Origin of the sequence: Rahnella bruchi (assembly GCF_003614975.1) — a bacterium.
Classification (GTDB): domain Bacteria; phylum Pseudomonadota; class Gammaproteobacteria; order Enterobacterales; family Enterobacteriaceae; genus Rahnella; species Rahnella bruchi.
On record NZ_QZWI01000003.1, the window covers coordinates 505,713 to 518,470 of the forward strand.

The following is a 12,758-nucleotide window of genomic DNA, read 5'->3' on the forward strand; positions in this document are numbered from 1 at the left end:
TAGACGTCTATACATCCGTTCAGCATGTTGGCAGAATAAGTGACCAGATGCAACCGGGCAACAAGGATTTAACCAATAATGCAAAGCCTCACAACCACCAGTTTACGTATTCGTGAAAACCAGCTGTGGATCCTCGATCAGCAAGCCTTGCCGCAACAGTCTGACTGGCGCGAATGCCGCGATGTCAGCGAGCTGGTGGATCACATCCGCACCCTGCGTGTACGGGGCGCGCCGCTGATTGGATTATCTGCCAGCCTGCTGCTGGCCCTGCTCGCCGAACGGGGAATGGCGCACAATGAACTGCATCACGCACTGGAGACGCTGCGCGCCTCGCGCCCGACCGCAGTGAATCTGATGAACAATCTTGATCGCATGAAAGCCGCCTTGCAACAACCTGATTACGTGAAGGCGTTAGTGGAAGAAGCTTTGCGACTGGTGGATGAAGACAAGGCACTGTGCGACAGCATTGCAACTCACGGCGCTGCGCTGGTGACACCCGGCAGCCGCCTGCTGACGCATTGCAACACCGGCGGGCTGGCAACGGCGGGCGTTGGTACAGCAATTGGTGTTATCCGCCGCGCCCATGAACAAGGCAACGTCGAACAGGTTTGGGTGGATGAAACCCGCCCGCTGCTACAGGGTGGACGCCTGACCGCGTGGGAACTCGGTGAGCTGGGCATACCTTATCAGCTGATTTGTGATTCGATGGCAGCCAGCCTCATGGCGCAAAAACGTGTCGATGCGATTTGGGTGGGCGCTGACCGCATTGCCGCCAACGGCGATGTCGCCAATAAAATCGGCACTTACAGTCTGGCTGTTCTGGCAAAATACCACGGCATCCCGTTTTACGTCGCCGCACCGCATACCACGCACGATCCGCACTGTCCGAACGGTGCCGCGATCCCAATCGAACAGCGTGCAGCGAGCGAAGTCACCGGCGTTTCCGGCAGTTTTGGTACCGTACAATGGGCTCCGCTGGACGCAAAAGTTTATAATCCGGCGTTTGATGTGACCCCAGCGGAATTGATCAGCGGATGGGTGCTCGATGTGGGCGTGGTGACGCCGGAGCAGGTACGGAATGGGGTATTTGCAAAGGCGTTGAAGTAATAAATTTAAGAGTAACGTTTCGAAGAAAACCGCCCTTTTCAGAGCGGTTTTCTGGCTTACTTGCCCGATGCGTCTATTGTCACAGTGAGAGAGTTATTGGAGATACTCCAATTACTTTTTCCCTGAAACATTGCCGCTCCGGTGACAACGATAAAGATACAGATACAGATGTACCGTTTCATTGTGCGGTCCTTGCAAAGACCGCTTCACGTCAACACCACCGGTGATATCTCCGTGAAAACAAGCGCTAGTCTGCGCCTGCGTTTACGGTCGTTGGACATCCTTTCCTGAAACCGGTGCCCGTTTGCTAAGACGGCGTAAAGGCCCGGCGTCATCATACACGCATTGCCTATATCCTTGACAAATAAGTTCAAAAAGTAGACTATCATCATCGCTAGTCTGCGCTTGCGTTACATCAGTAACGTAGCTCGCTGGGAAGGCCGCTAACCTGACCAGCACAAAAAAACCACCTTCTGGTGGTTTTTTTGTTTCTTCGACTCGTGGATCTTACTCGCCCATCCTCGGGTAATCATCCGCAATCTTATCGCCGGTGAAATGCGCCACCCATCCTTCGGGATTATCAAACACGCGGATCGCGGTAAACGACGGGGAACGCCCCATATCAAACCAGTGTCGAGTGTTAGCCGGTACAGAAATCAGATCGTTTTTCTCGCACAGGATCTGGAAGATTTTGCCGTTCAGATGCAGACAGAAAAGCCCGGCGCCTTCGACAAAGAAACGCACTTCGTCTTCACCGTGGGTATGCTCGGAGAGGAATTTGGTCCGCAGCACTTCGCGCTGTTCGTTGTCCGGACGCATGCTGATCACATCCCAGCTCTGATAGCCCTTCTCTTCGACCAGCTTATCAATTTCATGCTGATACGCGGCGATCACGTCCTGTGGCTGCGGGTTCTCGCCTAAATCGCGGTCGGCCTGCCAGCGCTCAAAACGCACATCAATTTTGCTCAGTTCGGCAGCGATGGCGTCGCCGTCACGGCTTTCCCATACCGGTATGGAAGGATCCTGGTCACTAAAAATCGTCAATGCACTCATGGTCAACCCTCTTATAAGAATGTTTCTAAGGCTATCTGATCAAAACGATTAACTTGCAGGTGGCTGCTGAGGTCATCAGCGTCATCGCGGATCAGCTGACAGGTATGCCAGCCCGCTAAGCGCGCGGCGTCCAGTTCCTGACGGATGTCCGATAAAAACAGTAAATCCTGTGGCGGTAATATCAGTTGTTCGGCGATGTTTTGATATGACTCGGTTTCACGCTTGGCACCGACGCGGGTATCGAAATATCCGCTGAACAGCGGCGTTAAATCACCGGCATCGCTGTAGCCAAACAGCAGTTTTTGCGCGTCCACCGAGCCGGACGAATACACGCAAAGTTGCTGACCGTCGGCTTTCCACGCTTGTAGCTGTGGCGCGACATCGTCATAAAGATGTGCGCGAAAATCGCCATTCTCATAACCGGTACGCCAGATAATGCCCTGCAACACTTTCAGCGACGTCGATTTCACGTCGTTATCCATGTAGGTAAACAGCTGTTCGATCAACGCTTCGACGCTGGCCTGTGGCCGGTCGATTTCAGCGCGTAACGCGTCCAGCGCTGCGGCAACGTCCGGCTGCTCATGCCCATGGCGCAAAAACTCAGCAAGACGCTGGCGGGCGTAAGGGAATAACACCTGATGCACAAAACGGATATCCGTCGTAGTACCTTCAATATCAGTGACGATGGCGCGGATCATTTGGCCTCCAGCAGGCGGCGTTGCAGTTCACACTGGAATAAGAATTCCAGCCCTTCCAGATGGCGGCGCGCTTCTGCGACATCCCGTCCCCAGCACGTCAGCCCGTGACCGCGCAGCAAAAAACCATACTGCAACGGCGCGTGCTCTGATGAGGCGATAATTTTCTGCGCCAGCGCAGGGATATCCTGGCCGTTATCGAAAATCGGGATCACCACCTGGTCCAGGTGCGAGGTCTGGCCACTGAGCGATTTTTGCATCTCGTAACCTTCCAGCACCAGCGCGCCGCTGCGCTCTACCCGCGATAACACGGTCGAATTGACCGAATGGGTATGCAACACCGCGCCTGTTTCAGGATAGCGGGAATACAGCATTGTGTGCAGGCCGGTTTCCGCAGAAGGACGGCGACCGCTAGGCGCAAGGCCGCTTTCCAGTTCCACCAGCAGGAAATCTTCTGCAGTCAGTGATCCTTTGTCTTTTCCTGATTCGGTGATCAGGCAATGGGCATCGCCTTCACGCACGGACATATTACCGCCCGTTGCCGGGCTCCAGCCCTTCTGACCAATCCAGTGACAGGCCGCCAGCAGCGCGCCCAGTTGCAAATTTTCTGTCATCTTTATCCTGAAAAAACGGTGCGTTGAGGGACTGAGTTTGGGGTGAATAAAGCGATATATAAAAAGCGTAGCGCCTTAGACCGAATTGGCATTTAGCCATCTAAGCGTCTCGATTGCCAAATATTAACATCGTGTTATATTGTCAGCAACATCGCTATTTGCACACCTGACGCCTGTCAGGTCAACGGTCCAGGAGTATTGACCCGCCATGAGCACAGCAGCATTGATCCCCGAAAGTAAACTTCCCGCCTTAGGCACCACGATTTTCACCCAAATGAGTGCTCTGGCGCAGAAACACAATGCGATTAACCTGTCGCAGGGTTTTCCTGATTTCGATGGCCCGCAATATCTGCGAGATCGTCTGGCATATCACGTCAGTCAGGGCGCGAATCAGTACGCCCCGATGACCGGCACCGCGCAGTTACGTGAAGCGATTGCCGCCAAAACTGAACAGATTTACGGCTATGCGCCGGACGCCAATACTGACATCACCATCACCGCTGGCGCGACCGAATCACTGTATATCGCCATTACCGCGCTGGTGTCGAAAGGCGATGAAGTCATTGCTTTCGATCCGAGCTATGACTGCTACGCCCCGGCAGTAGAACTGGCGGGCGGCGTGATGAAACGCATTCAGCTGCAGCCGCCTGAGTTTAAGGTGAACTGGGCGGAATTCGCCGATCAGGTAACCGACCGAACGAAGCTTGTGATCATTAACACGCCGCACAATCCGTCTGCTACCGTCTGGAGCCACAGCGACGTCGAACAACTCTGGCAGATCATCGCCGATAAGCACATTTTCGTGCTGAGCGATGAAGTGTACGAACACATTTGTTTCGCCCCCGAAGGCCACGCCAGTGTGCTGCGCCATCCCGAGTTACGTCAGCGCGCCATCGCGGTGTCGTCGTTCGGCAAGACCTATCACATGACAGGCTGGCGCGTGGGATATTGCATCGCACCGGCCATTATCAGCGCCGAACTGCGCAAAGTTCACCAGTATCTGACCTTCTCCATTACCACGCCGGTACAGCTGGCGCTGGCGGACATGCTGCGTGAAGCACCGGAACACTGGCAGGAATTACCCGCTTTTTATCAGGCCAAGCGCGATCGTCTGGCACAAGGACTGGAGAACAGCCGCCTGAAGGTTTTGCCGAGTCAGGGCACCTATTTCCTGCTGGTCGATTACAGTGATGTGTCCGGTTTAGACGACGTTGCATTCTGCCACTGGCTGACTGAACATGCGGGCGTAGCGGCGATTCCGATGTCGGTTTTCTGCGCTGCACCTTTCCCACATAAACTGATCCGACTGTGCTTCGCCAAACAGGAAGCCACGCTGGACGCTGCTGCGGAGCGCCTGTGTCAACTTTAAAACTTTCCGTATTGCAACAGCCGCTGGTGTGGCTGGACGGCGAGGCAAACCTCGCGCATTTCGACGGCCTGCTCGGAGCCCTGACTGGCCGTGACCTGATTGTATTGCCGGAAATGTTCACCACTGGTTTCGCCATGCAGGCTCCGGGCAGCGCGCTGCCGGAATCCCGCGTGGTGCAATGGCTGCAACAATGGGCAAAACAGCTCGGAGCGATGATTGGCGGCAGTGTGGCGCTGAGCACGACAGAAGGTGCCGTGAACCGTTTCCTGCTGGTTGAACCGCAGGGCAAAGTGCATTTTTACGATAAACGTCATCTGTTCCGCATGGCCGGTGAACACAATTATTATGTACCGGGCAAACGTCGTGAGATCGTCGAATGGCGCGGCTGGCGTATCCTGCCACAGGTCTGCTATGACCTGCGTTTCCCGGTGTATTCCCGCAACCGTCAGGATTACGACCTGGCACTTTACGTCGCCAACTGGCCTGCACCGCGCAGCCGCCACTGGCAGACATTGCTTGCCGCCCGTGCGATTGAAAATCAGACGTATGTGGCCGGTTGCAACCGCGTCGGCCACGACGATAACGGCCATTACTACAGCGGCGACAGCCTGATCATTAATCCGCAGGGTGAAGAACTGGCGCGGGCCGAACCGGGTTCAGCAATGATTATTGAAGCCGAGTTATCGCTGGAAGCCTTACAGGATTACCGCGAAACCTTCCCCGCCTGGCGCGATGCCGATACGTTTTTACTGCACGAGTGATGAGCCCGAAACTCAGCGTTTCGTCAGAATAGCTCGCGTTAGTCACACCGGAGCTGCTTGATAAAACGAAAAAGACCGCCTGTGAGATTTCCAGGCGGCCAAAGATTTAGCGTGGAATGACCGACATTAAACTGTCGGTAAACCGGCCTCCAGCGCGTCGATCAATCCCTGATCCACGACCTGCTGCGGGTGAACCTTAATTTCCGAGCTGTATAACGGCGGCAGTTTCTGACAATACGCATCCAGTTCGGTTTGCGAGATTGTCGGCACACCATACTGGAAGGAATTCGGATTCTCATCAGGCAATGCACCTTCCATGGTTGAACCGTAGGCACCGAGTTCAATCAGGCTATGTGATGACTCATCCGGCCCCTGCGAAAACACAAAAGTGCCGTATTTAGGATGGCCGAGATAAGGCAGTACTTTTTCGTCGCCGAGAGAATCCCGCAGGTTATAGCGCAGTTGTGCATAATTGCGCGTTACCAGTAAGAACGCCGTCTGAATCAAAGAAGCTTTTTCGTCACCGGACAAACACAACAACAGATTACCGAAGTAATCGAGGAATGCGACCGAGTTGCCTTTACCGCCCTGAGCAACATCAGTATTCGCCGCTTCAATCAGGAAAGGAGCCAGCCCGGCGTCCGGTGCGCCACGTGAGGGGGCGGTATATTGCAAAGCGTCAGGATAAATGGCCTGCAACGCCACAACGATCGGGTCATCAGTCGGTAATTCTTTGATATCTTTCAACTGATCCGGCGGTAAATCTGCGTTGATGCTCGCTTTCACCTGCGTCAGGGTGGCGTCAAAAATGGACTCACACAGCGCCAGCGTCTGCACATCAATCACGTCTTGCGTAAAGAAATCCGCCACCGGCGCAGAACTTGCCAGTCGGGAAAAGCAGTTATCCCCGTTCACGGCCGGATAGCTGAATGTTTCCTGCGCCACCAGAGCCAGATCGGCAGAAAGCGAGGGGAAATCCGCCAGAGTGTCGTAATTGATACCGGAATAAGTATCGAACGCCGCAGAAATTACATTAAAGCCGCCGGTAATAATCGAACCGGTACACATGCAGCAGGGATCCAGTGAGGTCACAATAGTAATCTCGGACGGCGGTGGCAGCTCAACCCCCTGGGCAATCTGCCCGTAATACCAGTCGATCAGTTGTCTTTCTCCGTGAGCAGTAGGATCGTTGGTCTTATTATTCATGACGACGTTATTATGAATCGCATTCAGAACTTTTCCTGTGCCATCGAGCATAACGCCGCCGACGCTGAAAGTATTCTGGCAATAGGCCTGCATAGCCTGATCTGCCGCAGCGGCGGCGGCAGCTTCGACAGAAACATAAGTGACGTCGTTCACTTCGCCCACTTTTAATGCTGTTTTATTTGATGAATTACAGTTGCAATTACACATAGTAGATTCTTCCATTAGATTAAGTGCAAAAATTCAGGATCAGTAATTCGCGAAGCGTTATTGAATCAATACGTCGGAATTAAAGAGGCTTTATCGTGGCAAATTAATCTTTAATTAAAAAATGGAAGCTGTTGTGCCAGCAGTGACACCAGGGGTAATAAATAAAAAGGGGGTTATTTCAGGATTGATTTACTTTAATCATAATTTTTGTGAATATTAAACAATATGATTATGTTCTGAATAATTAAATTACAGGGCGTAATTACCATGCGCGACTCAGGTAATATCACCAGCAACCGTTCTGACTTTCCATTTTATGATGACTGCTCATTTTGGAAGAAGAAATGTATGTTCCGGCGCATACCCTCAGGGTAAACGCCGGATTAAACATAGTGGTTATATCGCGCCGATAAAGTCAGCCTTACCAATATTCACACCCAGATGGCGCAGAATGTTGTACGCGGTGGTGGTGTGGAAATAGAAGTTTGGTACAGCAAACACCGTGACGTAGCTGTGCGCGGTGAATTTCAGTTCATGGTTTTTGCCTTTCACCACGATTTCACGGGATTCATCGCCTTCCAGTTTCGCGACGTCCACGCTTTCAATAAAGCGCAGGGTTTTGGCGATACGTTCCTGCAACTGGGCAAACGTCACTTCATTGTCTTCCATCGACGGTGCGGCAACACCGGACAGACGGGCAATCGCGCCTTTCGACATATCGCTGGTGATCTGCACCTGACGCGCCAGCGGATACATATCGTCGGCCAGACGGGTATTCAGAACTTCCTCTTCTGATTTACCGTTTTCCTTTGCCCATGCAGCGCCCTTTTCCAGCAAAGCTGAAAGATTCTTTAAACCACGAACAAACTGTGCCGCCGTACTTCCATAAAGAGATGCTGACATGATGCTTCCTTAGTGAATGAAGTGTTAGAACTACCGGCGCTACATTAGCGCGTTCTGTTCTAAACATCGTGACGTTTTATAGCAGTGAAGTATGACGAAATGCGGGTTTGCGACACACCTCCCTCTTTTTGTCAGAGCATGTAAAGACATCGCTGTGTGGATCAATTCTTGCATTCAATACCCCCGCAAAAAACATCTGACAGAGGACCACTGATGACCATCACCTTTATTGCACACTCCACGCCCGAACCTGCGTTGTACGGCGCGATGGCGGCGATACTTGCTGAACTCCGCGCTTTGCCGCTGTGTCACTTTCCCGTCAGTCATGATGCACAACGTTACCCGAACGCCCGCCAGCACGTCACGGCGCAGGGACACGCACTGACCAGCGGGCTGTTGTGGCTTGAGCGCCTGACCGGGCGAGGTGCGGGTGAAGAGTCCGGCCTTGAATCTCTGATTTATCGGGCACTTAAAGAAGATATCGTCGTGCCATTGCGTGAGCCATTACCCGTCGGGCTGGCGGCACAAATCAGGGAACAGGGCATAGAAATCGAGTCACTGGCCGTGGTGCGCAATCAGGATAAATTTCAGCTGGAAGACTGCGTCACCGGCAAAATTCGCAGTAACGGCTGGGGGCGCGATGCCTTTGGCCGCTGGGCGTTAGGTTCCGTCTCACAGCCGGTGATGCGGGCAGGAAAAACCCTGCGCGTGGCGCTGGTGGGCGATTTTGCCGAGCAGCGCGACAGCTATCCGGCGATGCTCGCTGCACTGGGAGACGCCGCCGATGCACTGGCAATGAACATTGACGTGGTTTATGTGACCGCCGCGTTACTGGGCAGTCAGCTCGAATGCACGCTTTTCGATGTCGATGGCATTATTTTGCCGGGAGCGACGTTAACGTCAGGCGATCATCAGGCCAGCCCGCTGGCGACCGCCGCATGGGCGCTGGAAAACCGGACGCCGGTGCTGGGCATCAATCAGGGAATGCATCAGATGGTGACAGCGCTGGGCCAGAAAGTGCTCGGACCGGATCGCGTGGTGATGCACGGCCCGTCAACGCTGAGCAGTCTGCAAACCGGTCTGCCGCTCGCCGAGCACGCGCAGCCGCGGCTGGGGAATCATCCGGTTATCACCCGCAATGACAGCCTGCTGGCGAATAAAATGGGCGACGAATTTACGCTGCGCTATAACCAGCGCCGCTATCTGAATCCGCACTTGCTGGCAGAACTGGAAAGTACGGGATTGCGGATTTCAGGTTATGACGAAGGCAGGGAACAGGCGCAGGCGGTAGAACTGGATAATCATCCGTTCTTTATGGGCGTTCAGGGACAACCGGAGCTGATGTCGCGCCGCGAACGCCCCAATCCGCTACTGATGGCGTTTCTGCAACAGGTGCGTCAGAGCAACCGTGAGCGGGATGTCAGCCACACGGCGCTGACCCAAAGCGTGCGGTTAAAGCATCCGCACCTGCTGATGGGCTGACGGTCTGATTACCGGACAAAGTTAGCTGCCGCGATAGGTCGAATAGGAATACGGACTGATCAGGAGCGGCAGATGGTAATGGTCTTCCTCACCGTCGATCATCACATCAATGATTGCCGTGTGATAAAGCGTGTCGCGCCCTGTGGCTTTGAAATACGCCCCGATGTCGGCACATAACCGGTAATGGCCGGAAGCCACCGGTGCAGGCGTTAATTTCGCGGCACGACCATCAGCATCGGTCTGGCCTTCGCTGATGAGCGAGATTTTCTGCCCTTCCAGGCTTTCCAGCCAGACGCGTACGCCGGCAGCAGGCTGGCCCAGAGAGGTATCGAGAATATGCGTGGTAATACGGGTCATGGCTGGAATATTTCCTTTAAACGCAGCAGGGTGATTTCTTTTAGCTGCTGAGCAGTTTCCTGATATTCGGCGTCCGGTGAGTTCTTCAGACGTCGTTGCAAATTTTCGAGGATCTCTTCTGAACTGCGTCCTCTGGCGCGGATCAGAAACACCCGCCCGAAGCGCTGTTCATAGCGCAGATTACCTTCGTGCAACGCATCAATCACCGTTGGCTGGCTGATATTCAGTGTCGCCTGTTCTCCACGGGAAAGCTGCGCTTCCTTACTGGCACCGCTGGCGCGTTCACCGATACGCGGATGCGCCGACAGCGCCTGAGCAATATCTTCCTGCTGCCAGTTTTCGCAGGCTGATTCGGCGCTGTGCAGCGCGTCTTCCACACAAGTGTAAGGCCGCGCGTCGCTGACCGTTTTCGCCCAGGCAGGGATATTCACCAGCGGGCGCAACAGAGCCACGGCTTCGAATTCTGACAGTGCGTTGAATTCCTCAAAGGTCATAAATGCCCCTCTGCAAAACTCAGCACCGTATTGATATACGCCTGCACCGCGTAAGCCACGTCATGGGGGGTGACAGATTCGTCGGGATGATGGCTGATACCGTCTTTGCAGCGCACAAACAACATGCCGACCGGCCAGCATTCGGCGATAGCAATCGCGTCATGCCCGGCGCCGCTTGGCAGTGACATTGCCTGCCCCTGCAATTGTAAAACGCTCTGACTCAGACGATGCTGCAAACCGGCGCTGCACGTCGTTGCGCTGATGCCGTAAAACTGTTCGGCGGCAAACGTCAGCCCGCGCCGGGAGGCAATATCACGCCCCCTGGCCAGCAGCGTTTCCAGCAGCGCAGAGAGATCATCATCACGCGGCCCGCGAACATCCAGCGACAATTTCACCTGTCCCGGAATGACGTTCACCGCGCCAGGCAGGCATTCGAGCGTGCCCACGGTTGCCACCAGATTGTGACCGGTGGTCGTGGTGATACTTTCAATCGCCAGCGTCCATTCGGCTGCGGCGGTCAGGGCGTCCTGACGCTGCCCCATCGGCACGGTTCCGGCATGTCCGGCGTGACCGGTAAATTCACAATTAAGACGACGCGCACCATTAATCGCGGTAACCACACCGAGCGGCACATCCGCCGTTTGCAGGCACGGGCCCTGCTCGATATGCAATTCCAGATAAGCGCAAAAATCGCTGACCGCACGCTGTGAAGCGCCGATCTCCATCGGGTTCAGGCCGACATGACGCATGGCCTGCGCCACTGTGATGCCCTGCGCATCCTGACGTTCCAGCCAGTCCGCTGGCCAGGTGCCGGTCAGCCCGCGACTGCCGAGCAGCGTGATACCAAAGCGCGTGCCTTCTTCGTCGCAAAATCCGACAATTTCCACCGCCATCGGCAAGCGGATAGCGTTCTGATGCAAATGCGCCACCACTTCCAGCGCGCTCAGCACGCCCAGCGGTCCGTCATAACGCCCCGCATTACGCACGCTGTCGAGATGTGAACCGAGAAGCAGCGCGGGCGCAGAAGCGTCCAGCCCTTCGTAGCGTCCGCAAATATTACCGACACTGTCCTGCCAGACGCGCATACCCGCGGCAGTCATCCATTCGCTCACCAGACGGTTGGCCTGAAAATGTTCTTCGGAAAGATACACACGGGTCAATTGTCCCGGCGTTTCACTGATGGCGGCGAGTGCATCGCAGCGCGCCATCACCCGTTGCGCCGCCAGCGCAGCGCTTTCGGAAACCGCAGCCAGCGTGAAGGCTTCAGCCATTACTGACCTCCTGCGTAGTGATCCCAGGCAGCCTGAGCCCCTGCGCCGTATTTCGACGCAAAGCCCAGACGATTAAGCACGGCTTCCAGCGCCACCAGCGTCTGCAACACGCAGTCTTTGCGCGCGTTGTAGCCCATGGTGCCGATACGCCAGATTTTCCCGGCCAGCGGACCAAACGAGGTACCGATTTCAATGCTGAAATCGTTGAGCATCATCTGACGAACCTGTTCGCCGTGAACACCCTGCGGGATCACCACGCCGAGCACGTTGTTCATGCGGTTATTCAGGTCGCCGAAGACTTCCAGCCCCATGCCCTGGATCCCCGCCAGCAGCGCGCCGCCGTGCAATTTGTGGCGTGCAATACCGGTATCCAGCCCTTCTTCCAGAATGATGCGGGCACATTCGCGTGCGGCAAACAGCATGCTGGTGGCTTCGGTATGGTGATTCAGACGCTCCGGACCCCAGTAATCCATGATCATGCCCAGATCGAAATAGTTGGAGTAGATCATCTCTTCGTCACCGTCAGCGTGATCGGCGGTACGAATGCCTTCTTCCACGCATTTACGGCGACGGATTTGTTCTTCAAAGCGCGGACTGATGGTCACCGGTGAACTGCCGGAAGGACCGCCGAGGCATTTTTGCAAACCGGCAGACACGGCGTCTAAGCCCCAGGCGTCGGTTTCCAGCGGGTTGCCGCCAAAGGACGCCGTGGCATCGGAATAGAACAGCACGCCGTGGCGGCGGCAGATTTCACCCAGTTGTTCCAGCGGCTGCAACATGGTGGTGGACGTATCGCCCTGCACGGTCAGCAACCAGCGCGGTTTCACCGATTTAATCGCATCTTCGATTTGCTGCGGGTCAAACACTTCGCCCCACGGTGCTTCGATGGTATGCACTTCGGCACGGCAGCGGCGGGCGATTTCGCACAACAGATGTCCGAAACGGCCAAATACCGGCACCAGTACTTTGTCGCCCGGACGGATGCCGGAAATCAGCACGGCTTCGATACCGGCGCGCGAGGTGCCATCGATCAGAAACGTCCACTGGTTTTCGGTTTTGTACAACGCACGGTACAGCGCCATCACTTCGTTCATATAGCCCGTCATGACCGGATCATATTGCCCGACCAGCTGGCTCGCCATCGCCCGCAGCACGCGCGGATCAGCATTAATTGGCCCCGGCCCCATCAGCAGACGGGTTGGCGGGTTGATTTGTCCGGGAGAGATGAAATCTGACATA

At 55.1% G+C, this 12,758-nt stretch carries 13 protein-coding genes; 4 read left to right on the forward strand and 9 right to left on the reverse strand.

From position 1 onward, the window contains the following. Window positions 1-78: 78 nt before the first annotated feature. Window positions 79-1,107, forward strand: coding sequence for an S-methyl-5-thioribose-1-phosphate isomerase (gene mtnA / locus D5398_RS09525; protein WP_120507373.1), 1,029 nt, complete (start codon window positions 79-81; stop codon window positions 1,105-1,107). Window positions 1,108-1,614: 507 nt separating this feature from the next. Here mtnA and D5398_RS09535 read toward each other — a convergent pair. From D5398_RS09535 to D5398_RS09545, 3 genes are read right to left on the reverse strand one after another with little or no spacing between them, the layout of a single operon-like run. Then, a complete protein-coding gene (locus D5398_RS09535) occupies window positions 1,615-2,160 on the reverse strand; it encodes a 1,2-dihydroxy-3-keto-5-methylthiopentene dioxygenase (RefSeq protein WP_120507375.1) in 546 nt (181 codons plus the stop codon). A gap of 11 nt (window positions 2,161-2,171) precedes the next feature. Beyond that, window positions 2,172-2,858 (reverse strand): acireductone synthase, encoded by a 687-nt coding sequence (mtnC, locus tag D5398_RS09540; RefSeq protein ID WP_120507376.1) that lies wholly within the window; start codon window positions 2,856-2,858, stop codon window positions 2,172-2,174. Beyond that, window positions 2,855-3,469 (reverse strand): methylthioribulose 1-phosphate dehydratase, encoded by a 615-nt coding sequence (locus D5398_RS09545; RefSeq protein WP_120507377.1) that lies wholly within the window; start codon window positions 3,467-3,469, stop codon window positions 2,855-2,857. Before D5398_RS09545 ends, mtnC begins: the two co-directional genes overlap by 4 nt. A 208-nt stretch (window positions 3,470-3,677) precedes the next feature. Between D5398_RS09545 and D5398_RS09550 the strand changes: the two genes are divergently transcribed. Then, window positions 3,678-4,838, forward strand: coding sequence for a pyridoxal phosphate-dependent aminotransferase (locus D5398_RS09550; RefSeq protein ID WP_120507378.1), 1,161 nt, complete (start codon window positions 3,678-3,680; stop codon window positions 4,836-4,838). Then, window positions 4,826-5,599, forward strand: coding sequence for an amidohydrolase (locus tag D5398_RS09555; protein ID WP_120507379.1), 774 nt, complete (start codon window positions 4,826-4,828; stop codon window positions 5,597-5,599). The genes D5398_RS09550 and D5398_RS09555 overlap by 13 nt, the downstream gene beginning before the upstream one ends. Window positions 5,600-5,725: 126 nt before the next feature. On the opposite strand, the gene D5398_RS09560 is transcribed toward D5398_RS09555, so the two are convergent. Continuing rightward, entirely contained in the window at window positions 5,726-6,958 is a 1,233-nt protein-coding gene (locus tag D5398_RS09560; protein WP_244216736.1) for a cytidine/deoxycytidylate deaminase family protein, read from the reverse strand. 450 nt (window positions 6,959-7,408) lie between these two features. Continuing rightward, a complete protein-coding gene (locus D5398_RS09565) occupies window positions 7,409-7,915 on the reverse strand; it encodes a DUF1993 domain-containing protein (RefSeq protein ID WP_120507381.1) in 507 nt (168 codons plus the stop codon). Between the two features lie 213 nt (window positions 7,916-8,128). Here D5398_RS09565 and D5398_RS09570 point away from each other — a divergent pair, with 213 nt between their 5' ends. Next, window positions 8,129-9,397, forward strand: a complete 1,269-nt coding sequence (locus D5398_RS09570) for a glutamine amidotransferase-related protein (RefSeq protein WP_120507382.1) — start codon at window positions 8,129-8,131, stop codon at window positions 9,395-9,397. 21 nt (window positions 9,398-9,418) lie between these two features. Here D5398_RS09570 and uraH read toward each other — a convergent pair whose 3' ends face one another. Genes uraH through D5398_RS09590 form a run of 4 tightly spaced genes read right to left on the reverse strand, consistent with a single transcriptional unit; the run spans window position 9,419 to window position 12,757 of the window. Beyond that, window positions 9,419-9,754 carry a hydroxyisourate hydrolase gene (gene uraH / locus D5398_RS09575; RefSeq protein WP_120507383.1) on the reverse strand — a complete coding sequence of 112 codons (336 nt, stop codon included), beginning with the start codon at window positions 9,752-9,754 and terminating at the stop codon, window positions 9,419-9,421. Continuing rightward, window positions 9,751-10,248 carry a 2-oxo-4-hydroxy-4-carboxy-5-ureidoimidazoline decarboxylase gene (gene uraD / locus D5398_RS09580; RefSeq protein ID WP_120507384.1) on the reverse strand — a complete coding sequence of 166 codons (498 nt, stop codon included), beginning with the start codon at window positions 10,246-10,248 and terminating at the stop codon, window positions 9,751-9,753. Before uraD ends, uraH begins: the two co-directional genes overlap by 4 nt. Then, entirely contained in the window at window positions 10,245-11,519 is a 1,275-nt protein-coding gene (gene hpxK / locus D5398_RS09585; RefSeq protein WP_120507385.1) for an allantoate amidohydrolase, read from the reverse strand. Before hpxK ends, uraD begins: the two co-directional genes overlap by 4 nt. Next, window positions 11,519-12,757 (reverse strand): pyridoxal-phosphate-dependent aminotransferase family protein, encoded by a 1,239-nt coding sequence (locus D5398_RS09590; protein WP_120507386.1) that lies wholly within the window; start codon window positions 12,755-12,757, stop codon window positions 11,519-11,521. Before D5398_RS09590 ends, hpxK begins: the two co-directional genes overlap by 1 nt. Window position 12,758: the final 1 nt, after the last annotated feature.